At 72.1% G+C, this 20,427-nt stretch carries 19 protein-coding genes and 1 pseudogene; 10 read left to right on the top strand and 10 right to left on the bottom strand.

What is annotated here, in order from left to right; genetic code table 11:
- Positions 1-160: 160 nt before the first annotated feature.
- Entirely contained in the window at positions 161-790 is a 630-nt protein-coding gene (locus ACFQ79_RS25050; RefSeq protein WP_383587105.1) for a lipoprotein, read from the bottom strand.
- Positions 791-907: 117 nt separating this feature from the next.
- Between ACFQ79_RS25050 and ACFQ79_RS25045 the strand changes: the two genes are divergently transcribed.
- A complete protein-coding gene (locus tag ACFQ79_RS25045; RefSeq protein WP_383587102.1) occupies positions 908-1,405 on the top strand; it encodes a hypothetical protein in 498 nt (165 codons plus the stop codon).
- 40 nt (positions 1,406-1,445) lie between these two features.
- Here ACFQ79_RS25045 and ACFQ79_RS25040 read toward each other — a convergent pair whose 3' ends face one another.
- Both ACFQ79_RS25040 and ACFQ79_RS25035 read right to left on the bottom strand, forming a co-directional pair.
- Positions 1,446-2,087, bottom strand: a complete 642-nt coding sequence (locus ACFQ79_RS25040) for an HAD family acid phosphatase (protein ID WP_383587100.1) — start codon at positions 2,085-2,087, stop codon at positions 1,446-1,448.
- A gap of 282 nt (positions 2,088-2,369) precedes the next feature.
- On the bottom strand, positions 2,370-4,040 hold the full coding sequence (locus ACFQ79_RS25035; protein ID WP_383587097.1) for a fumarate hydratase: 1,671 nt from the start codon (positions 4,038-4,040) through the stop codon (positions 2,370-2,372).
- Between the two features lie 290 nt (positions 4,041-4,330).
- Between ACFQ79_RS25035 and ACFQ79_RS25030 the strand changes: the two genes are divergently transcribed.
- Together ACFQ79_RS25030 and ACFQ79_RS25025 are read left to right on the top strand one after the other, a co-directional pair.
- Complete coding sequence (locus tag ACFQ79_RS25030; RefSeq protein WP_383587094.1) at positions 4,331-5,050, top strand: DUF1707 domain-containing protein; 720 nt, start codon at positions 4,331-4,333, stop codon at positions 5,048-5,050.
- Positions 5,051-5,285: 235 nt separating this feature from the next.
- Complete coding sequence (locus tag ACFQ79_RS25025) at positions 5,286-5,657, top strand: WhiB family transcriptional regulator (protein ID WP_030320581.1); 372 nt, start codon at positions 5,286-5,288, stop codon at positions 5,655-5,657.
- 143 nt (positions 5,658-5,800) lie between these two features.
- Here ACFQ79_RS25025 and glpX read toward each other — a convergent pair whose 3' ends face one another.
- Entirely contained in the window at positions 5,801-6,835 is a 1,035-nt protein-coding gene (gene glpX, locus ACFQ79_RS25020; protein ID WP_030320583.1) for a class II fructose-bisphosphatase, read from the bottom strand.
- Between the two features lie 117 nt (positions 6,836-6,952).
- Here glpX and ACFQ79_RS25015 point away from each other — a divergent pair, with 117 nt between their 5' ends.
- Positions 6,953-7,486 carry a DUF4245 domain-containing protein gene (locus ACFQ79_RS25015; protein WP_383587090.1) on the top strand — a complete coding sequence of 178 codons (534 nt, stop codon included), beginning with the start codon at positions 6,953-6,955 and terminating at the stop codon, positions 7,484-7,486.
- 91 nt (positions 7,487-7,577) lie between these two features.
- Here ACFQ79_RS25015 and ACFQ79_RS25010 read toward each other — a convergent pair whose 3' ends face one another.
- From ACFQ79_RS25010 to ACFQ79_RS24995, 4 genes are all read right to left on the bottom strand, one after another.
- Positions 7,578-8,168, bottom strand: coding sequence for a malonic semialdehyde reductase (locus ACFQ79_RS25010; RefSeq protein WP_376388323.1), 591 nt, complete (start codon positions 8,166-8,168; stop codon positions 7,578-7,580).
- 248 nt (positions 8,169-8,416) lie between these two features.
- The gene (locus tag ACFQ79_RS25005; protein WP_383587086.1) at positions 8,417-8,692 is read right to left on the bottom strand and encodes an exodeoxyribonuclease VII small subunit; all 276 of its coding nucleotides are present in this window, start codon (positions 8,690-8,692) and stop codon (positions 8,417-8,419) included.
- A gap of 130 nt (positions 8,693-8,822) precedes the next feature.
- Positions 8,823-10,046 carry an exodeoxyribonuclease VII large subunit gene (gene xseA / locus ACFQ79_RS25000; protein WP_383587083.1) on the bottom strand — a complete coding sequence of 408 codons (1,224 nt, stop codon included), beginning with the start codon at positions 10,044-10,046 and terminating at the stop codon, positions 8,823-8,825.
- A 437-nt stretch (positions 10,047-10,483) separates the two neighbouring features.
- Positions 10,484-11,854, bottom strand: coding sequence for an APC family permease (locus tag ACFQ79_RS24995; protein ID WP_383587081.1), 1,371 nt, complete (start codon positions 11,852-11,854; stop codon positions 10,484-10,486).
- Positions 11,855-11,908: 54 nt separating this feature from the next.
- Between ACFQ79_RS24995 and ACFQ79_RS24990 the strand changes: the two genes are divergently transcribed.
- Positions 11,909-12,961 (top strand): 4-hydroxy-3-methylbut-2-enyl diphosphate reductase, encoded by a 1,053-nt coding sequence (locus ACFQ79_RS24990; RefSeq protein WP_383587078.1) that lies wholly within the window; start codon positions 11,909-11,911, stop codon positions 12,959-12,961.
- A gap of 30 nt (positions 12,962-12,991) precedes the next feature.
- Complete coding sequence (gene ppgK, locus ACFQ79_RS24985) at positions 12,992-13,735, top strand: polyphosphate--glucose phosphotransferase (RefSeq protein WP_383587075.1); 744 nt, start codon at positions 12,992-12,994, stop codon at positions 13,733-13,735.
- Positions 13,736-13,803: 68 nt separating this feature from the next.
- On the opposite strand, the gene ACFQ79_RS24980 is transcribed toward ppgK, so the two are convergent.
- Entirely contained in the window at positions 13,804-14,448 is a 645-nt protein-coding gene (locus tag ACFQ79_RS24980; RefSeq protein WP_383587072.1) for a DUF6542 domain-containing protein, read from the bottom strand.
- Between the two features lie 263 nt (positions 14,449-14,711).
- On the opposite strand from ACFQ79_RS24980, the gene ychF reads away from it, so the two are divergent.
- Both ychF and ACFQ79_RS24970 read left to right on the top strand, forming a co-directional pair.
- Positions 14,712-15,800 (top strand): redox-regulated ATPase YchF, encoded by a 1,089-nt coding sequence (gene ychF, locus ACFQ79_RS24975; protein ID WP_383587069.1) that lies wholly within the window; start codon positions 14,712-14,714, stop codon positions 15,798-15,800.
- A gap of 187 nt (positions 15,801-15,987) precedes the next feature.
- On the top strand, positions 15,988-16,479 hold the full coding sequence (locus tag ACFQ79_RS24970; protein ID WP_383587066.1) for a cupin domain-containing protein: 492 nt from the start codon (positions 15,988-15,990) through the stop codon (positions 16,477-16,479).
- Between the two features lie 104 nt (positions 16,480-16,583).
- Here ACFQ79_RS24970 and ACFQ79_RS24965 read toward each other — a convergent pair.
- Positions 16,584-16,670 (bottom strand): annotated as a pseudogene (locus ACFQ79_RS24965) (Uma2 family endonuclease); the annotation flags it as partial.
- A gap of 114 nt (positions 16,671-16,784) precedes the next feature.
- Between ACFQ79_RS24965 and ACFQ79_RS24960 the strand changes: the two are divergent.
- Both ACFQ79_RS24960 and ACFQ79_RS24955 read left to right on the top strand, forming a co-directional pair.
- Positions 16,785-19,430 carry a BTAD domain-containing putative transcriptional regulator gene (locus ACFQ79_RS24960; RefSeq protein ID WP_383587064.1) on the top strand — a complete coding sequence of 882 codons (2,646 nt, stop codon included), beginning with the start codon at positions 16,785-16,787 and terminating at the stop codon, positions 19,428-19,430.
- A gap of 138 nt (positions 19,431-19,568) precedes the next feature.
- Positions 19,569-20,360 carry a DUF4232 domain-containing protein gene (locus ACFQ79_RS24955; RefSeq protein ID WP_383587062.1) on the top strand — a complete coding sequence of 264 codons (792 nt, stop codon included), beginning with the start codon at positions 19,569-19,571 and terminating at the stop codon, positions 20,358-20,360.
- Positions 20,361-20,427 lie beyond the last annotated feature (67 nt).

Genomic DNA, 20,427 nt, shown 5'->3' with positions numbered 1-20,427 from the left:
TCCGTGCTCGGACGGGGGCCACGGTCCTGCGCGGCACGGGGCGCCGGCTGTGCTCGGTACGAGGCGAGGCGACGGCCCTGCCGGCACGGCCGTGCTCGGCACGGGGACCGCGCTCCCGCTCCGTACGGGGACCGCGCTCCCGCTCCGTACGGGTGCGGACTCAGAGCGCCTTGAGCGTGCTCCTGGCCAGCTCGTAGGCCGGGATCATCGCCCGGTGCTCCGCCGTGTCGAGCCCGCCGAGGTGCACGATCACCGTCCCCTTCGGCGTCGAGACGGCGAAGGCGCGCTCCTCCTTCGACTCCTCCATCACCTTGTTGAAGACGGTGTACGTCACCTCGGTGACGGGCCCCGCGCCGGATCCGCTCTCCTTGTAGGTCACCGCGGAGGTGTTCTGTTCGGCCTTCACGAACCCTTCGAGGGCCGTCCTCGCCGGGCCCTTCCCGGCCGTCCACACCCGCAGGAAGCCCACGTGCCCGGCCGGCTTGGCGTCGACCTCGCAGCGAACGGTGGCCGGTCCCTGCCGGGTGAGCGCCGCGAACTCCGGGTTCTCGGGGTCCTCGACCGCCTTCGGCGTCCACTTCTCCGCCACCCCGAAGGAGACGGGCAGTACGCAGGCCGTCCCCGGACCGCCGAGCGTCAGGGCGGACGTGGCGGCCGCGGGCGTCTCCGTCGTGGGCCGTGCGCCCTGCGTGACCTCGGGCAGCGGCTCGACGCCGCCGCAGCCGGCGAGCAGCAGCCCCGCCGCCAGGGCGGCGGTGACCGGGGCCAGGGTCCGTATCGGGTGTCTCATGCGCGTCAGCGTAGTGGCGGTCCCGGCGTCCCCCGGACGGGCGTACCCGGGGCCGGCGTCGCACAATGTGAGACAGGTCCGAAGATCCCCGGGGGGCTTCCCCGCAGGAGGCAGGACATGATCCGCAGCTTCAGGAGGATCGGCGTGCTCGGCGTCACCGCGGTGGCCGCGGGTGCCTTCTCCGCCGTCGCAGCCGTCCCGGCGTCCGCCGCCGACGGGTTCGAGTTCACGCTCTACGCCAAGGAGGTCCCGACCGACCAGGGCGGCGACACGACCGGGCCGCCGGCCGGACTCGGGGACTCGTTCGCCTTCGCCGACGACCTCTTCCGGTCCAAGGGCGGCGACAACGTCGGCCGGGACGGCGTGACCTGCACCGTGGTCCGCACCGGCAGCCCCAACGACCTCCTGTGCGTGGGCACGTTCGTGCTGAACGGCGGACCCGGCGGGCAGATCATGGGCCAGACCCTCTTGTCGGTCGACCCGGACGCCGAGGAACAGGCCGCGTTCGACATCGCCGTCACCGGTGGGACGGGCGACTTCAAGGACGCGCGCGGCACCATTCGCTCGACGCCGGACGGGGACTTCTCCCGACTGGAGTTCCACCTCACCCGGTGAGCCGCCCGGACGGAGTCCGGGCCGGGCCCACCGCGGCGGTTCAGGAGAGCTTGCCGCCGTAGTCCGGGAGCTTGAACGTGCGCTCGGCGTGACCGCCGACCAGGTCGGTGGTGTTGTTGCCGATGTTCGCGATGATCGTGTAGCCCTTGCCCTCGATCTTGGCGCGCTGCTCCGTCTTGTACGCGCTGACCTCGGCGAACAGGTCGGGAAGCGAGCGCACGTACAGCCCGTCGACCGGGTAGCCGACCTGCTTCAGGTTCCAGTCCGTGAGCGAGTGGATGATCCCGGGGCGGGCGGTGACGAAGAAGATGTCGACCCCGCGGTCGTGAGCCTCGCGGACGAGGGTGCGCACCTCGGCGATGGCCGGGGTCGGCAGCTCCCAGAAGGGGTGGAAGTCGGTCTCCAGCGAGCTGTTGTCGATGTCGAGGACGATCGCCTGCTTCTCGTCGCCCGCGTTCTTGGAACGCTCCTCGATGTACGGGCGGGCCTGTGCGACCACGGCGGCCACGTCACGGCGCCAGGTCGTGTAGTCGACGTCCTTGAAGGCGGCGGTCGACGTGCTGTGGCCGTCCGGGTCGGAGGCCGAGGCGGTGGGCGCGGGGCCGACGACGAGGAAGGCGGTCAGCGCGAGCGTGGCGGTGGTTCCGGCGGCGGCTCGCCTGCGGAAGGGCGTGACGGGCATGGGGGGCTCCTTGGTCGACCGGCTCGGGGACTTTGGCATGCTCGCGCTCAATACTGGACAGTAGGCAACGAGATGGCTACCGGTCGGTAGCGACTTTCTGAGCGGACGGCGAAGCCCTGGAGCGGACGCCGAGGCCCCGGACCGAACGGCGAAGCCTGAATCGGACGGCGAAGCTCGGGACCGGACGACGAAGCCCCCCGGTCCAGGAGGACCGAGGGGCGAGCGTCAGGCGTCAGGCGCCAGGCGTCAGGCGCCAGGCGTCAGGCGTCAGGTGTCGGGCGATCAGCCGAGGCCGGGACCCCGCACCGGGATGTGCGTGAACGTCGGCTCCGGGGCCGGGTTCTGGAAGAAGTCGTTGCCCTTGTCGTCCACCACGATGAACGCGGGGAAGTCCTCGACCTCGATCTTCCAGACCGCCTCCATGCCGAGCTCCTCGTACTCGACGACCTCGACCTTCTTGATGCAGTCCTGCGCGAGCCGCGCCGCCGGGCCGCCGATCGAGCCGAGGTAGAAGCCGCCGTGGCTGCCACAGGCGTTGGTGACCTGCTGCGAGCGGTTGCCCTTGGCCAGCATGACCTTCGAGCCGCCCGCCGCCTGGAACTGCTCCACGTACGAGTCCATCCGGCCGGCCGTCGTCGGGCCGAAGGAACCGGAGGCGTACCCCTCGGGGGTCTTCGCCGGGCCCGCGTAGTAGACCGGGTGGTCCTTCAGGTACTGCGGCATCTCCTCGCCCGCGTCCAGGCGCTCCTTGATCTTGGCGTGCGCGATGTCGCGCGCCACGACCAGCGGGCCGTTGAGGGAGAGGCGGGTCTTGACCGGGTACCTGGTCAGCTCGGCGAGGATGTCGTCCATCGGCTGGTTCAGGTCGATGGTGACGACGTCGCTCTCCTCGGAGAGGTGCTCGTCCGTGGTGTCCGGCAGGAAGCGCGCCGGGTCGGTCTCCAGCTGCTCCAGGAAGACGCCCTCGGCGGTGATCTTCGCGACGGCCTGGCGGTCGGCCGAGCAGGAGACGGCGATCGCGACGGGCAGCGAGGCGCCGTGGCGGGGGAGACGGACGACGCGGACGTCGTGGCAGAAGTACTTGCCGCCGAACTGCGCGCCGATGCCGATCCTCTGCGTCAGCTCGAAGACCTTCTCCTCCAGCTCCTTGTCGCGGAAGCCGTGGCCGGTCTCGGCCGAGCCCTCGGCGGGCAGCTCGTCCAGGTAGTGCGCGGAGGCGTACTTCGCGGTCTTGAGCGCGAACTCGGCGGACGTGCCGCCGACGACGATCGCCAGGTGGTACGGCGGGCAGGCGGCCGTGCCGAGCGAGCGGATCTTCTCCTCCAGGAACTTCATCATGCTCGCCTCGTTGAGGACGGCCTTCGTCTCCTGGTAGAGGAAGGACTTGTTGGCGGAGCCGCCGCCCTTGGCCATGAAGAGGAACTTGTACGCGCCGCCGTCGGTCGCGTACAGCTCGATCTGCGCGGGCAGGTTCGAGCCGGTGTTCTTCTCCTCCCACATGGTGACCGGGGCCATCTGCGAGTACCGCAGGTTGAGCTTGGTGTACGCGTCGTAGATGCCCTTGGACAGGGCCTCCTCGTCGCGGCCGGGGGTCAGCACGTTCTGGCCGCGCTTGCCCATGACGATCGCGGTGCCCGTGTCCTGGCACATGGGCAGGACGCCGGCGGCGGCGATGTTCGCGTTCTTGAGGAGGTCGAGCGCGACGAACTTGTCGTTCGACGAGGCCTCGGGGTCGTCGATGATCCGGCGCAGCTGGGCCAGGTGGGCCGGGCGCAGGAAGTGCTGGATGTCGTGGATGGCCTCGGCGGCCAGGGTGCGCAGCGCCTCCGGCTCGACCTTGAGGAACGTACGGCCGTCGGCCTCGAAGGTGGAGACACCTTCGGAGGTCACCAGGCGGTAGGGCGTGGTGTCCTCTCCCAGGGGGAGCAGATCGGAGTACGCAAACTCTGGCATGGGGGCCATTCCTCACTCGGCAAGACGGCGCACCGCCTCCGTTGGCAGTGCGCCCTCCAGCGTAGAACGCGGCCAGGGGCCCGGTCCTGTGAGGTAAGGCTCACTTGGAACGGGGACCGCGCCGGAGTGGCGCGTTTCGGCGCTCCGGGCCGGGCTCGTGGGGCGTTCGGCCCCGCCCCGGTCGGGCGTGGCTTCAACCCGGCGTTTCGGGCGCCCGGTTCGAGACGTCGTCCACAGGCCACGGCCCCGCCCCCTGGTCGCGATCTATCGCGTTTCGCTAGGCTGGCGACGTGGACCTCGAAAAGAAGCCCGAACCCGAAAAGCAGCCGGAGCCGCAGCGGCAGGCCGCACCCGCAGAGCCCGCCCCCGCGGAGACCGTCTTCGCCGACCCGCAGGGCTCGTTGCGGGCCTCGGACGCGGACCGGGACCGGATCGCGGACATCCTCAGGGACGCCCTGGCCGAGGGGCGGATCGACGCCGAGGAGCACTCGGACCGGATCGACTCGGTGTACCGGGCGAAGACCGTCGGGGAGCTGGAGCCGATCGTCCGCGACCTGCCGGGCGCCCGGACGCGCCAGGAGCCCGCGCCGGACTACGGGTACGGCCCGGAGGAAGCCGACGGCCCTCCGGCCAACCTCGTCGCGATCTTCTCCAGCACCACCCGCAAGGGGCGGTGGCGGGTGAGCCGCCGGACGAACGCGTTCGCGCTCTTCGGGAACATCGAGATCGACCTGACCGAGGCGATCTTCGCGCAGCGGCTGACCACCATCAACGCCACGTCGATCTTCGGCAACGTGGAGGTCCGGGTCCCCGAGAACATCAGCCTCCGGGGCAACGGCAGCGGGGTCTTCGGCAACTTCGAGGTCGTGACCCTGGAGGGCGTCGACCCGCAGGCCCCGGTCGTCGTCATCAACGGCTACTCGGTCTTCGGGAACGTCGAGGCCAGGCCCAAGCGCGGCAAGTGGATCACCGACCTCCAGGACAGGATGCGCAAGCACCTCGGCCACTGACCCGGAGACGGGCGAGGCGATGGGTGAGGCGGCCGGGTCCGGCGGCCGGATCTGATGGCCCGGTCCGACGGCTGGGTCCGACACGCCGTTCCGACCGGCGGTCCCGGGGTGACCGGAATTCGCCCTCGGGTATCCGCAGTGCGGAACGGCGCGGCACGCAGTGCATAGGCGCGCGCACAGCGGGTAGGGCTGGTGCATCGCCGCTCGCTCGCGAAGCCGTCGTCAGGAGTAGACCGTGCTGCAACTGCCGCATCAGCCCCTCCAGGTCGCCGCCGTGCCCCCTCAGCGCGCCCCTGCACGGGAGGACGAGGCCGGTCCTTGGCACGCGGAGGCGGTGTGCCGCCGGGACGAGGCCGGACTGTTCTTCGCCCCCTCCAAGGAGCCGACCGCCGCGCGGCTCGCGCGTGAGGCGGCCGCCAAGCGGGTCTGCGGCCGCTGTCCCGTGATGGTCGAGTGCCGGGAGCACGCGCTCCTCCAGCCCGAGCCGTACGGGGTGTGGGGCGGGCTCACCGCGGCGGAGCGCCGCGTCGCCCTGGCCCGCCGCCGGCGGCGCGAGGTCGAGCTGCGGAAGGCGGCCGCGACGGACCGCATCGCCCAGGCGGGCTGACCGGGACGCACAGCCTTCGCGGCTGACGGGAGCGCGGCCGTCGCCGTCGTTCCGTACGGGAAGGGGCGCCCCCACCGCACATGGGGGCGCCCCTCTTCGTACCGCTTCGTGGCGAAGCGTCGGTGCCGTGTCGACCGGCGACGCTACTTCGCGCGGTCGAAGTCGATCTTGCTGTACGCGCGCAGCTTCGAGAGCCGGTGCGTGGAGTCGATCTGGCGGATCGTGCCGGACTTCGAGCGCATGACGAGCGACTGCGTGGTCGCCGTCTCCGCGCGGTAGCGCACCCCGCGGAGCAGCTCGCCGTCGGTGATGCCGGTCGCGACGAAGAAGACGTTGTCGCCGCCGACCAGGTCGTTCGTGGAGAGCACCCGGTCCAGGTCGTGGCCCGCGTCGAGGGCCTTCTGGCGCTCGGCCTCGTCCTTCGGCCACAGCTTGCCCTGGATCACACCGCCGAGGCACTTGATGGCGCAGGCGGAGATGATGCCCTCGGGGGTGCCGCCGACGCCCATGAGCATGTCGACGCCGGTGCCCTCGCGGACGGCCATGATCGAACCGGCGACGTCGCCGTCCGAGATGAACTTGATGCGGGCGCCGGTCTCGCGGATCTCCTTGACGATGCCCTCGTGACGGGGGCGGTCCAGGATGACGACCGTGATGTCCTCGGGGGAGGAGTTCTTCGCCTTGGCGACCCGGCGGATGTTGACCGAGACGGGGGCGTTGATGTCGACGAAGTCGGCGGCCTCGGGGCCGGTGACCAGCTTGTCCATGTAGAAGACCGCCGACGGGTCGAACATGGTGCCGCGGTCGGCGGCGGCCAGGACGGCGATCGCGTTCGGCATGCCCTTGGCGTTCAGCGTGGTGCCGTCGATCGGGTCGACGGCGATGTCGACCTCGGCGCCGGTGCCGTCTCCGACCCGCTCGCCGTTGAAGAGCATGGGCGCTTCGTCCTTCTCGCCCTCGCCGATGACGACCACGCCGTTCATCGAGACGGTGGAGATCAGGGTGCGCATGGCGTTGACCGCCGCGCCGTCCGCGCCGATCTTGTCGCCGCGGCCGACCCAGCGGCCGGCGGCCATGGCGGCGGCCTCGGTGACGCGGACCAGCTCAAGGGCGAGGTTGCGGTCGGGAGCCTCGGGGGAGACCACGAGCTCGGGCGGCAGATTCTGCTGCTCGGTCATCGGAACGCACCTTTCTGTACGGCGACGGCCGGTTAAGGGAGGGTGCTGCGACTCTATCGGTACGTCGACAAAATGAGCAGAGGGGCCCACGTATGAGCACGGACCCTTGATGCGACCATGGTGCGCGTGGCAGGTATGCGAGGCAGGCAGACGGTACGCGGGATGTTCCAGTCCCTCGGGGTGATCTTGGTCGCCGCGGGAGTGATGTATCTCTTCATTCCGCATGATGAGAGCGCCGAACCGGTCAAGGCGAAGGACTACCGGGTCGAGCTCCTGACGGCTCAGCGGGCGGCACCGTATCCGGTGCTGGCCCCCGAGGGCCTCGGCGAGGGCTGGAAGGCGACGGTCGTCTCGTACAAGCGCGAGAACGCCAACGCCTGGCAGCTCGGTTTCCTCTCGCCGGACACCCAGTACGTGGCGATCCACCAGTCGACGGCCGCGCCGAAGACCTTCGTGCCGGACGTCACCCAGCGGGCGAAGGACACCGGGAAGACCGAGACGGTGGCGGGCCGGGTCTGGCAGCGCTGGGAGGGCCCGAAGTACGACGCGCTCGTCCGGGTGGACGGCGGGGCGACGACGGTGGTGACCGGCACGGCGTCGTTCGAGCGGCTCGCCGAGATGGTGGGCTCGCTCCAGTCGAAGAAGGCCTGATCCCGGGCGACGGCATGAAGAAGGCCCCGCACTCCACGAGAGTGCGGGGCCTTCTTCGCGTCATCGCCGCGTCATCGCCGCGTCAGCGGACTCAGACGGTGGTGACGACCTCGTCGAAGGAGAGGCGCGGGGAGCGCGGGAACCAGGCGTCGTCGCCCGGCTTGCCGATGTTGACGACCATCAGCGGGGTGTGGTCGTCGTCCAGGAACTCCTTCTGGACGCCGGCGAAGTCCAGGCCGGTCATCGGGCCGGCGGCCAGGCCGGCGGCGCGGACGCCGACGATGAAGTACGCGGCCTGCAGGGCGGCGTTCAGGACGGCGGACTGCTCGCGGACCGGGCGCTCGGCGAAGAACATGTCCTTGGCCTGCGGGAAGTGCGGAAGCAGGGCCGGGAGCTCCTCGTGGAACTCGTTGTCGGCCGAGAGGATCGCGACGAGCGGCGCGGTGGCGGTCTTGGGCCGGTTGCCCTCGGCCATGTGCTTGACCAGGCGCTCGCGGGCCTCGGGGGAGCGGACCAGGGTGATGCGCAGCGGGGTCTGGTTGAAGGCGGTCGGGCCGTACTTCACCAGGTCGTATATCGCCTGGACCTGCTCGTCGGTCACCGGCTCGTCGGTGAACGTGTTGGCGGTGCGGGCCTCGCGGAAAAGGAGATCCTGAGCGGCGGCGTCAAGGGCGAGAGACATGCTGCGTACCTTCCGGACTGCAAAGGGGGTTCGCTCGTAGGGGGTTCAAGCGATGTCCTCGACAGTACGCCGAAGATTGGTGAAAGTTCAACCAATCCATCCGGATAGTGATCCGCTTCACTCGCCAGTCTACGCCGTGCCGTGGAGTCGCCGCAGGTCGGCGGTGCGGGGGCGGTCCGGGCGGGCCGGTGGCGCGCGGTGGTCGGTGCCGGGGCGGTCCGCGTCGGGGCGGTCGGTGTCGTGGGCGGCTACTCGTCCCCGTCGGCGCCCGGCGCGCCCTCGGCCTCCTCCGCCGCGCGTTCGGCGGCGAGCGAGGCGTCCAGCCGGGCCCGCGCCCCTTCCAGGCGGCGCCGGCAGACCTTCGCCAGCTCCTCGCCGCGCTCCCAGAGCGCGAGGGACTCCTCCAGGGACGTCCCGCCCGCTTCGAGCCGCCGTACGACCTCGATGAGCTCGTCGCGCGCCTGCTCGTAACCGAGCGCCGCCTCGTCCGTACCCGATCCCGCCGTACCCGTTCCCGCTGCCATGTGCCGCTCCACCCTCCGTAACCGGTTCTCTTGCGTCCTACGTGGTCCTGCGTGGTCCTACGTGGTCATGCGTGGTCCTACGTGGTCATGCGTGGTCCTGCTGGTTCTGCGCGCCCCGGTGCGGTTCCGCTCAGGCCGGGTGGGGGCCGGCCACGCGCCGTACCGCGAACTCGCCCTCCGCGACCCGGGCCCGCAGCTCCTCGTCGGCCGCGACCTCCTCGGGGGAGCGGACCACCGAGCCGTCGGCCCGCTGGAGCACCGCGTAACCCCGCTCCATCGTCGCGGCGGGCGACAGCGCCCGGACTCGTGCCCGGGTGTGCGACAGCTCGGAGTCCGCCCGGTCCAGGAGATGCCCGAGGACCCGACGGCTGCGCGCGAGCAGCGCGACGAGCTCGTCCTCGCGGACCTCGACCATGCGCTGCGGATGCTCCATGACGGGCCGGGCGAGCGTGTGTGCGAGACCGCGCTCCTCCCGGTCGAGCAGCCCGCGTACGGTCCGCAGGGCCCGGTCCCGCAGCCCGCGCACCCGGTCCAGCTCCTCGCCGACGTCCGGGACGACCTTCTTGGCCGCGTCCGTCGGCGTCGAGGCGCGCAGGTCGGCCACGAGGTCGAGGAGGGGCGAGTCGGGTTCGTGGCCGATGGCCGAGACCACCGGCGTACGGCAGTCGGCGACGGCTCGGACGAGCTGCTCGTCCGAGAACGGCAGCAGGTCCTCGACGCTGCCGCCGCCCCGGGCGACGATGATCACGTCGACGTCCTGGTGGGAGTCCAGCTCCTTGACGGCCTGGACTACCTGGGGCACCGCCTTCACGCCCTGCACCGCCACGTTCCGCACCTCGAAGGCGACGGCGGGCCAGCGCCGGCGCGCGTTCTCCAGGACGTCCCGCTCCGCCGCGGAGGCGCGGCCGCAGACGAGGCCGATGCGGTGCGGCAGGAACGGCAGCGGCTTCTTCCGGTCGAGCGCGAAGAGCCCCTCGGAGGCGAGGCTCCGCTTCAGCTGCTCGAGCCGGGCGAGCAGCTCGCCGATGCCGACGGGCTTGATCTCCACCGCCCGCAGCGACAGCTGGCCGCGCGGCGCGTACCACTCGGGCTTGGCGCGCACGACGACCCGGGCGCCCTCCGAGACGACGTCCGCGACCGCGTCGAAGACCTGGCGGTAGCAGGTGACGCCGATGGAGATGTCGTACGAGGGATCCCGCAGCGTCAGGAAGACGACCCCGGCGCCGGGGCGCCGGGAGAGCTGCGTGATCTGCCCCTCGACCCAGATCGCCCCGAGCCGGTCGATCCACCCCCCGATCAGACGGGAGACCTCACCGACGGGAAGCGGCGCTTCGGCGGACGTAGTCAGAGCCATGGACCGAGCGTAACCGCGCGGTACGACAACGTCAGGGGCACGCGCACGCACTGCCCCCTCCCGGGCCGGACGCGCACGCACTGCCCCCTCCCGGGCCGGACGCGGACTCACCGCCCCGCGACCGGGGCAGCGGCCCGGCGACGCGGCAGCCGCCACCTGGAGGCCAGGAGCCCGGCTCCGGCCACGGGCCCGCCCGCCACCTGGAGGCCAGGACCGCGCCCACGAGTCCCGCCACCTGCGGATCAGGGCGGCGCCCACGAGTCCCGCCACCTGGGGATCAGGGCCGTGCCCCGGCCAGGCGCCCGCCTCGCCACCCGGGGATCAGGGCCGCGCCCCGGTCACGCGCCCGCCCGCCACCTGGAGGCCATGGCCGCGCCCCGGCCTCGTCCCGCCCGCCACCCGGAGGGCATGCGTCCGCCCCGTGAGGCCCGCGTCGCTCAGTGGTTCGCCGGTGTTCTCGTCGCGCCCTGTACCGCCAGGACGATCAGGCCCACGCCCAGCCACACCACGCCCACCACCTGCGCCGCCACCGAGGCCTCCACGATGACCGCGATCAGGATCGCCGCGCCGACCACGGGCAGGACGACGTGCTTCAGCAAGTGCGGCGGCCCCTCCGCCCTGCGTACCGCGAACCAGCCCACCACGCTCGCGTGCAGCAGGACGAACGCCGTCAGGGCGCCCACGTCCACCACCGACACCAGGTGGTCGAGGCCGTCGTCCCGACGGGCCGCCCACACCGCCGCGATCATCGTCACCGTCGCCGACACCAGGAGCGCCACCCGCGGCACGCCCCCGTCCGTCCGGGCGAGCACGTGCGGCAGCCGCCGGTCGCGGCCCATCGCGAAGAGGAGACGGCCACCGGCCGCCTGCCCCGCGAGCGCCGCGAAGGCCGCGCCGATCGCCTTCGAGACGGCCACGAGGTCGTGCAGCCAGCTGCCGACCGCGCTCTCGACGGCGTCGTAGAAGGCCGACCCCTGCTTCCCCGGGTCGGCCGCGAGGTCGGCCGACGACACCGGTTCGAGCAGCGCGACCAGCCAGGTCTGCGCGATGAACAGGACGCCCGCGAGGGCCAGGCAGAACAGCAGCGCCCGCGCCACCTTCGCCGAGCCGCCCGTGACCTCCTCCGCGAAGGAGGCGATCGCGTCGAAGCCCAGGTAGGACAGGACGGCCACGGAGACCGCGCCGAAGACCGCGGCCAGGGAGAACGTCCCGTCACCGGCGAGCGGCGACCACCAGTCGCGCCGTGCCCCGTCCTCCGCGAGCACCGTGATCGCGGAGACGACGAAGACGAGCAGCACGACGATCTCCATCGCGAGCACGGCGAAGCCGACCCGGGCCGCCGCCCGTACGCCCCAGAGGTTGAGCAGGGTCGTCAGGACGACGGCGATCCCGGTCCACACCCACCGGTCGACCTCCGGGACCAGCGCCTCCATCGCGATGCCGGCGAAGAGGTAGGCGACCGCGGGGATCAGCAGGTAGTCGAGCATCGCCATCCAGCCGGCGATGAACCCCGGCCCTTCGCCGAGGCCCTTGCGCGCGTACGTGAAGACGGAGCCGGCCTGGGGCGCGACCCGCACCATCTGCGCGTAGCTGAAGGCCGTGAAGGCCATGGCGACCGTGGCCACGACGTACACGAGTGCGACCGCGCCGCCGGACTTCGCGTCGAGCGTGCCGAAGACGCCGACGGGCGCCATGGGGGCGATGAACAGCAGCCCGTAGACGACCAGGTCCCGGAACCCGAGGTTCCGACGAAGTCCCGTGTGTTCCGCGTCTTCCCCGTGCGCCGCCACCTGCGATTCCTCGGCCATGGCCACAGTTTCGGCCACGGCACCGATCAAACCGCTCACCGACGCGGCCTTACGATGGGACGCATGACTGCAACGCCCGCGTCGACGCCCGATTCCGCCTCCGCGACGAACCGCCCGAAGCGTGTCCTGCTCGCCGCTCCCCGCGGCTACTGCGCGGGCGTGGACCGTGCCGTGATCGCGGTGGAGAAGGCCCTGGAGCAGTACGGGGCCCCGATCTACGTCCGGCACGAGATCGTCCACAACAAGTACGTCGTCCAGACCCTGGAGCGGAAGGGCGCCGTCTTCGTCGACCAGGCGACCGAGGTGCCGCCGGGCAACATCGTGATGTTCTCCGCGCACGGCGTCGCCCCGACCGTCCACGAGGAGGCCCGCCAGGGCCGCCTCGCGACCATCGACGCCACCTGCCCGCTGGTCACCAAGGTCCACAAGGAAGCCGTCCGCTTCGCCAACGAGGACTTCGACATCCTCCTCATCGGCCACGAGGGCCACGAGGAGGTCATCGGCACCTCCGGCGAGGCCCCCGACCACATCCAGCTGGTCGACGGCCCCGGCGACGTCGCCAAGATCGAGGTCCGCGACCCGTCCCGCGTCGTCTGGCTCTCCCAGACCACGCTCTCGGTCGACGAGACGATGGAGACGGTCGACGCGCTGAAGGAGAAGTTCCCGCAGCTGATCTCCCCGCCGTCCGACGACATCTGCTACGCCACCCAGAACCGCCAGATCGCGATCAAGGAGCTGGCGGGCCAGGCCGAGCTCGTCATCGTCGTCGGCTCGAAGAACTCCTCGAACTCGATCCGCATGGTCGAGGTCGCCAAGCAGGCCGGCGTCCCCGCCGCGTACCTGGTCGACTTCGCGAGCGAGATCGACGAGGCCTGGCTGGAGGGCGTCACCAGCGTCGGTCTCTCCTCCGGCGCCTCCGTCCCGGACATCCTCGTGCAGGAGGTCCTGGAGTGGCTCTCCGAGCGCGGTTACGCCGACGTGGAGATCGTCAAGACGGCCGACGAGTCCCTCACCTTCTCCCTGCCCAAGGAGCTCCGCAACAAGGACCTCAGGGCCGTCGCCGAGAAGCTCGGCGCGGGTGAGCCCGCCGCTTCCGTCAAGGAGTAACCCGGCACCCCAGCCCGTACCGTGGATTCCATGAACGTCTTCGGAGTGGACATCGGCGGCTCGGGCATCAAGGGCGCCCCCGTGGACCTGGAGCGCGGGGCGCTCACCGAGGAGCGCCACAAGGTACTGACCCCGCACCCCGCCACACCCGACGGTGTGGCGGGGTGCGTCGCGGAGGTCGTGGCGCACTTCGGCTGGACGGGACCGGTGGGGGTGACGTTCCCGGGAGTGGTGACCGGCTCGACCATCCGTACAGCGGCGAACGTCGACAGATCGTGGGTCGGCGTGGACGCGGGCACCCTGCTGAGCGACCGCCTCGGCGGCCTCCCGGTGACCGTCCTGAACGACGCCGACGCGGCCGGCATCGCCGAGATGACCTTCGGCGCGGGCCGCGGCCGCAAGGGCACCGTGATCATGCTGACCCTCGGCACGGGCATCGGCTCGGCCCTCTTCGTCGACGGCCGGCTCGTCCCGAACACGGAGCTGGGCCACCTGGAGCTCAAGGGCCACGACGCGGAGACCAGGGCGTCGACGAAGGCCAAGGAGGACGAGGACCTCAGCTGGGAGCACTGGGCGACGCGCCGCGTGCGGAAGTACCTCGCGCACGTGGAGATGCTGTTCTCGCCGGAGCTGTTCATCATCGGCGGCGGGGTGAGCCGGAAGGCGGACAGGTTCCTGCCGCTCATCGAGGGCATCAGGGCGGAGATCGTCCCGGCGGAACTCCAGAACAACGCGGGGATCGTGGGGGCCGGGATGGCGGCGGGGGCGGCGTAGAGGGCGCCCGGGTCTCCGGGTGGCGGGTCTCCGGGCGTCCTCGTGTCCGTCCGCGTACGAGGGCCGGTCTAGCCGACGGGGCGGCGCCGAGGGGTCCGGCCGCCCGGCGCGGATCCCCTCCCGCCGGCCCCGGGCGCCTCGCCGGCGCCGGCGGAGGGTCCGGCCGGGTTACCGGCGGCCGGGGCCGCCGCGGCGGCGGTACGCACGAGGTGCTGGCGCCGGCCCATCTCCCGCACCTTCCGCACGCTCGCGATGAGCCCGGCGACGAGGGTCCCGCCGTACAGCCAGCCGGCGTGCACCGCCAGGGCGGTGACGACGGCCATGGCCTGGCCGCCGAAGCCGCCCGTGCCGCCCGCGATGGGGACGACTCCGACGGCGAAGGCGATGGGCACGCCGATGGGGGCGGTGACGAGGTCCGCGGCCCGGACCCAGAGCGCGGTCAGGGCGCTGACCGGCAGGAACAGCAGTCCGTAGACGACGGGGGAGCCGTCGAGGAGCAGCAGGTCGAGGAAGCCGAGCGTCAGCATGACCGCGGAGGCGAAGAGCCCGGCGCCGAGCCCGGTGAGGCGGGGCTGGGGGAGCCGCCGCAGTGCGAGGACGACGGGCGGCACGGGCCGTCCGTTCGGCTTCCCGGCCGCCGCTCCGGGTGCCCCGGCGCGCTGGACGCGGGGGCCGCCGGGGCCCCGCCGGGTCCGGCCGGTCACCCGGTACACGGCCGCGCCCTCCACGAGCGCGGGGGGCGGGGTGACGGGCGGCGTGACGGGGGTTTGGGGCCGTCGGCGGCCTTGCGGCTGACTTGTCCTGTGCTGCTCCACTCCACCAACGTAGGTCGGAATGGGGCGGGAACCGGGTCCGGGACACGCCCTTTGGGTGACCTTGCCCCCGAGAACGACCGAAGGTCGGCGTCACTGGCCGGTTCGGCCCGCCCGTAAACTGGGGGATCGGCCCCCCGTCCACACTTCAGGAAGTCGCCACCGTGTCGCTCACGATCGGAATCGTCGGTCTGCCGAATGTCGGCAAGTCGACCCTGTTCAACGCCCTGACCAAGAACGACGTGCTGGCGGCCAACTACCCGTTCGCCACGATCGAGCCCAACGTCGGAGTCGTCGGTGTCCCCGACGCCCGCCTGACCAAGCTCGCGGAGATCTTCTCCTCGCAGCGGGTCCTCCCGGCGACGGTCGACTTCGTCGACATCGCGGGCATCGTGCGCGGTGCGAGCGAGGGCGAGGGCCTCGGCAACAAGTTCCTGGCGAACATCCGCGAGTCGGATGCGATCTGCCAGGTCATCCGCGCCTTCAAGGACGAGAACGTCGTGCACGTCGACGGCAAGGTCTCGCCGAAGGACGACATCGAGACGATCAACACGGAGCTGATCCTCGCGGACCTCCAGACGATCGAGAAGGTCCTGCCGCGCCTCCAGAAGGAGATGCGGATCAAGAAGGACACGGCGCCCAAGGTCGCCGCCGTCGAGGCCGCGCAGGCGATCCTGGAGAAGGGCGACACCCTCTTCTCGCAGGGCATCGTGCAGGGCTCGGAGAAGGCGGAGCTCCTCCACGACCTGCACCTCCTCACCACCAAGCCGTTCCTCTACGTCTTCAACGTGGACGAGGACGAGCTGACGGACGACGCGTTCAAGGCCGAGCAGAGCGCGCTGGTGGCTCCGGCCGAGGCGATCTTCCTGAACGCGAAGCTGGAGCAGGACCTGGCGGAGCTGGACGAGGAGGACGCCATGGAGCTCCTCCAGTCCGTCGGCGCCGAGGAGCCGGGCCTGGCGACCCTCGCCCGCGTGGGCTTCGCGACCCTGGGCCTCCAGACCTACCTGACGGCCGGCCCCAAGGAATCCCGCGCCTGGACGATCAAGCAGGGCGCGACGGCCCCCGAGGCGGCCGGTGTGATCCACACCGACTTCCAGAAGGGCTTCATCAAGGCCGAGGTCATCTCCTTCGCCGACCTCGTGGAAACCGGCTCGGTGGCCGACGCCCGCGCCGCCGGCAAGGCCCGCATGGAGGGCAAGGAGTACGTCATGCAGGACGGCGACGTGGTGGAGTTCCGCTTCAACGTGTGACGCGCGACAGCAGCACCCCAGAACGCGACAGCAGCACCCCAGAAGGGGCCGCCTCCCCCGGGAGGTGGTCCCTTCGGCGTTCCGGGTCGGGACCGGGGGGACGGTGGGGCGGAATACGGCCGGCGGTCCGTGGTTGGTCAAGAGGGCGCTGTCACGTCCGGCAGGGCCGTCTACCCAGGGGGATCCGATGTCGTACCCGGAGTATCCGGAGCAGGTCTACCACCGTGAGGAGGGCGAGGTCAGTGCGGTCTTCCGGGCCGTGGACACGCCTCCCGAGATCGGTGTCGCGGGCGGGGACGCGATGCACTACCTGGCCACCAAGGCTTCCACACAAGGGGAGTTCGGGCTCTACCGGGTGGAGATGAGTGCCAGGGCCGGCGGGCCCAGGACGCACTTCCACAAGACGATCTCGGAGTCGTTCTTCGTACTCGACGGAACGGTGCGGCTGTTCGACGGCGAGGACTGGGTCGACGCGGGGAAGGGCGACTTCCTGTACGTGCCGCAGGGCGGGCTGCACGCCTTCCGGAACGACTCCGACGCCCCCGCCGAGATGCTGATGATCTTCGCTCCGGGCGCCGCGCGCGAGGAGTACTTCGAGGGGCTGGCGGCGATGGCGGACGCGACGGACGAGGAGCGGGCGGAGTTCTTCGTCCGGCACGACTCCTACTTCGTGGAGTAGGGACGCGGGGCGTGTCGAGAAACGGGCGCCACGCTGGTCCGAGCCCGTCCGGTCCGCCTCATGGGGCGCCGTGGTCAGCAGCAGGTCCCGGATCAGCTCGGTGTGCGTGGCGCTTCCTGAAGGCGGTCCAGGTCCTCCGCGAGCCAGCCTTCCGCGCGCGGCGGGCGCATCCGGTCGGGCAGTGCGGTCATGGGACAACCCTAGCGATTTCCGCCAGTCGTGGGGCCGAGCCGGCGGTCGGCCCTCCCGCCCCACGTATCCTCGACAGCTGGTGAACGGGGGAGACGGATCGCGGAGGTGTACTGGTGGAGTTCCGGCTGCTCGGCTCCGTTGCGCTGGTGACGGAGGACGGGGACGTAGCCCTGGGGCCCGCCAAACGGTCCAGTCTGCTCGTCATGCTGCTGCTGCGGCCCAACAGCGCGGTGAACGTCGGTCAGCTGATCGACGCGCTCTGGGAGGAGGAGCCGCCCACCCACGCCAAGACCGTGTTGCAGGGGCACGTCTCGCGGCTGCGGGCGCTGCTCGCCGAGCACGGGGCGGAGGCGTACGGGGTCGAGCTGGCCACGCAGGGTTCGGCGTACGTGCTGCGGATGCCGGAATCCCTGGTGGACGCGCACCGCTTCGAGGAGCTCGTGGCGCTCGCCGGGGTGCAGCGGCGTCCCGCCGACGCGGTACGGATGCTGCGGGAGGCCCTGTCGTACTGGCAGGGGCCGGCGCTCACCGGGACCGTGCACAGCCGGCCGCTGGAGGCCGCCGCCGGAGGGCTCGAGGAGCTGCGGCTCGCGTCCGTCGAGTCGCTCGCCGAGGCGTACGGGGAACTCGGCGAGCACGCCAGGGCCGCCGCCGTACTGCGCACCGAGGCCGTCGCGCACCCCCTGCGGGAGTCCCTCGCGGCCGCGCTGATGCTGGCCCTGGGCCGTTCGGGCCGGCAGTCGGACGCCATCGACTGGTACCACCGCACCCGGCGGCTGCTCGCCGAAGAGCTGGGCGTCGACCCCGGCGAGACGCTCAGCGAGGCGTACGCGACGCTGCTCCGCTCCGCCGAGCCCGTGACGCTGCCCCGGCCCGTCGCTCCCGCCGCGGTCCCGGCGCCGGAGGGGCTGCCGCGCGCCCCGCGCGGATTCACCGGGCGCGGCACCGAACTCGCCGCCCTCGACCGGTCCGTACGCGGCGGCGACGGACCCGTCTGCCTGGTCACCGGGCCCGCCGGCGTGGGCAAGACGGCGTTCGCCGTGCACTGGGCGTACGAGCGCCGCGCCGACTTCCCCGACGGGCGCCTCTTCGCCGACCTGCGCGGCTTCAGCGACACCCCGGCACCCGAGACCGCCGGTGTCCTCCGCGAGTTCCTCCTCGCGCTCGGCGTGCAGCCGCAGCGGATCCCGGAGGCCGTGGAGGCGCGCGGCGCCCTGTTCCGTTCGCTGACCGCCGCCCGCCGGCTGCTCGTCGTCCTCGACAACGCCCGCTCCTCCGAGCAGGTCAGGCCGCTGCTGCCCGGCGGCGACCACTGCGCCACCCTGGTCACGAGCCGCGACCGGCTCGGCGGTCTCATCGCCTCCGACGCGGCCCGACCGGTCCCGCTCGGCCACCTCCCCGCGGCCGCTTCCGCCGCACTGCTCACCACCGTCCTCGGCGAGACGCGCGTCGCCGCCGAACCCGCCGCCGCCGCACGGCTCGCCGTGCTCTGCGACGGCCTGCCGCTCGCCCTGCGCGTGACGGCCGCACGGCTCGCCGAGCGCCCCCGCTGGACGCTCGACGCGATGGTCGGCGAACTCGCCGACGAACAGAGCCGGTTGATGCTCCTCGACGTCGAGGACCGGGGCGTCTCCGCCGCACTGCGCCTCACCGTGCAGCAGTTGCCCGACTCCGCGGCCCGGCTGTTCCGCGCGATCGGTCTGCACACCGGCTCCGACCTGGACCGCTTCGCGGCGGGCGTGCTCGTCGGTACGTCCCCGGTGCAGGCCTCCGCCGACCTGGACCGGCTGGCCGCCGCCCATCTGCTCACCGAGCCCGTCCCCGGCCGCTGGATGCCGCACGACCTGGTACGGCTCTACGCCCGACACCTCGCCGAGGACGCCGACACCGAGGGCCTGCGCCGCCTCTTCGACCACTACCTGTACACGGGGCTCTCGGCCGACGCGGCGGCCGAGCCGGGCTCCCAGCCCTGCTACTCGCTGCCCGCCGACGCCCGACGGCCCGCCGCGACCCTCGAGTTCGAGGACCGTACGGCGGCCCTCGACTGGTACGTGGCCGAGCGCGCAGCCCTCGAGGGCGCCGTCACCGCCGCGGCCGCCCTCGGCCTGCACGACCGGGCCTGGCGGCTCGCCCTGGTGCAGTGGCCGCTGATGCTCATGCGGATCGGGGACGGCTGGACGCCGCTCCTGGAGGCCGGACTCGCCTCGGCCGAGCACGTCGGCGACTTCGACGCGCAGTCCCGGACAAGGGCGCTGCTCGGCTGGATCCTCCACGAGGAGGGCAGGGACGCCGAGGCCCTCGCCCATCTGGAGAAGGCGCCAGGCCTGGCCGCCCGGGCCGGCGACATGATCAGTGAGACGATCGCGCACGTCAACCACGCCGCCGTCCTGGACGCGACGGGGGAGCACGAGCGGGCCGGGCTGCTCATGGTGCACGCGGTCTCGCTCGCCGACCGCACGGGCCATCCGTCCACCCAGGTGCTCACCCTCCATCACCTGGCGGGGCACTGCATGAAGGCGGGGGACTACGAGGCGGCCCTCGCGCACACCCTTCGCGCCGGGGAACTCGTCGCACCCGACGCGGTGGTCGTCCAGGCCCAGCTGCAGATCGTGAAGGGCGAGGCGCTGGCCGGCGTCGGCCGTCTCGAGGAGGCCGCCGACCAGCTGGAACGTGCGATCGCGGCGTCCGACGCGGCCGGTTTCACCGAGGGTTCGGCACGGGCGGCGGCGGGGCTCTCCCGCCTGTCAGCGGATCGTTAGCGGTACGCAAGCGGGACGGCAGCGCGGGACCGGAAGCTGGATGCAGCACCGAGGACCTGACGTACTCGGAGCCCTCACGCCGGGGCGGTCGCCCCGGCGCGTCCACGCCGACCGCACGCTTCACGGGGGAGAACCACCATGCGCACCCACCACAAGTCCACCGTCCTGGCCGCCGCCGCCATCGCCGCCCTCTCGCTCGGCCTGACGGCCTGCGGCGGCGGCACGGACACCGGCGCGAAGGACGCGGGCAGTGCGAGCTCCTCCGCGACGGACGCGGGCGCCGCAGACAAGGAGACGGGCGCCGCGGCGGGCGCCGCCGACCAGACCGCCGCGGAGAGCGGCTCCGGCTCGGCCGGCAAGTCGACGGCCGGTGGTTCGACGGCGACCGGCGGTACGTCCGGCGGCAGCGGTACGAAGGGGAGCACGGCCGGGTCCACGACGGGGTCCTCGACCGGCGGCAAGACCGCCGCCAAGACCTCCACCAAGACCTCCGCCAAGGCGCCCGCCTGCGCCTACGGCGACATCAAGGTCACGGCGGCGAAGGCCGACGAGGTCCCGACCGAGCACATCGTCCTCACCGCCACCAACACCTCCGGCAGCGCCTGCACCCTGCTCGAGTACCCGCTGATCGCCTTCGGCCCGGTCCAGACCGCCAAGGACGTCCCGGCCGTCGCGAAGAGCAAGCCGGCCGCCCCGGTCGTCCTGCGGCCCGGCGCGCCCGCGTACGCGAACGTGCGTGTCGCGCTCGGCGGCACCCACGGGAACACCGAGGTCGTGAAGAGCTTCAACGTGAACCTCTTCGCCGCCGCGGGCCCGGCCGAGGGCAGCATCGTCGTCAAGGCTCCCGCGGGTGGTCTGGCCGTCGACGAGGCCGCCGCGAAGACGGGCTACTGGACGGAGCAGCTCCGCAACGGCGCCGACGAGTTCTGAGCGGCCCTGCCGGACACCCGGCCGTCAGCGGGTTCCGGCCCCGGGCTCCAGTAGGAGACCTCTGGCC

This window comes from Streptomyces sp. NPDC056480 (genome assembly GCF_042795405.1).
In the GTDB taxonomy this organism is placed as follows: Bacteria; Actinomycetota; Actinomycetes; order Streptomycetales; family Streptomycetaceae; genus Streptomyces.
The sequence above is the reverse complement of the archived record's forward strand: the minus strand, read 5'-3'. Positions and strand labels throughout refer to the sequence as shown.

Excerpts from the sequence above, each read along its gene's own strand:
- ACFQ79_RS25015 (WP_383587090.1), top strand. The coding sequence starts at position 6,953 with ATGGTGCGCGTGGCAGGTATGCGAGGCAGGCAGACGGTACGCGGGATG.
- ACFQ79_RS24955 (WP_383587062.1), top strand. The coding sequence starts at position 19,569 with ATGCGCACCCACCACAAGTCCACCGTCCTGGCCGCCGCCGCCATCGCC.
- ACFQ79_RS24995 (WP_383587081.1), bottom strand. The coding sequence starts at position 11,854 with ATGGCCGAGGAATCGCAGGTGGCGGCGCACGGGGAAGACGCGGAACAC.
- ACFQ79_RS25035 (WP_383587097.1), bottom strand. The coding sequence starts at position 4,040 with ATGCCAGAGTTTGCGTACTCCGATCTGCTCCCCCTGGGAGAGGACACC.
- ACFQ79_RS24990 (WP_383587078.1), top strand. The coding sequence starts at position 11,909 with ATGGGACGCATGACTGCAACGCCCGCGTCGACGCCCGATTCCGCCTCC.
- ACFQ79_RS25010 (WP_376388323.1), bottom strand. The coding sequence starts at position 8,168 with ATGTCTCTCGCCCTTGACGCCGCCGCTCAGGATCTCCTTTTCCGCGAG.
- ppgK (WP_383587075.1), top strand. The coding sequence starts at position 12,992 with ATGAACGTCTTCGGAGTGGACATCGGCGGCTCGGGCATCAAGGGCGCC.
- ACFQ79_RS25045 (WP_383587102.1), top strand. The coding sequence starts at position 908 with ATGATCCGCAGCTTCAGGAGGATCGGCGTGCTCGGCGTCACCGCGGTG.
- ACFQ79_RS25040 (WP_383587100.1), bottom strand. The coding sequence starts at position 2,087 with ATGCCCGTCACGCCCTTCCGCAGGCGAGCCGCCGCCGGAACCACCGCC.
- ACFQ79_RS25005 (WP_383587086.1), bottom strand. The coding sequence starts at position 8,692 with ATGGCAGCGGGAACGGGTACGGCGGGATCGGGTACGGACGAGGCGGCG.
- ACFQ79_RS25050 (WP_383587105.1), bottom strand. The coding sequence starts at position 790 with ATGAGACACCCGATACGGACCCTGGCCCCGGTCACCGCCGCCCTGGCG.
- ACFQ79_RS24970 (WP_383587066.1), top strand. The coding sequence starts at position 15,988 with ATGTCGTACCCGGAGTATCCGGAGCAGGTCTACCACCGTGAGGAGGGC.
- xseA (WP_383587083.1), bottom strand. The coding sequence starts at position 10,046 with ATGGCTCTGACTACGTCCGCCGAAGCGCCGCTTCCCGTCGGTGAGGTC.
- glpX (WP_030320583.1), bottom strand. The coding sequence starts at position 6,835 with ATGACCGAGCAGCAGAATCTGCCGCCCGAGCTCGTGGTCTCCCCCGAG.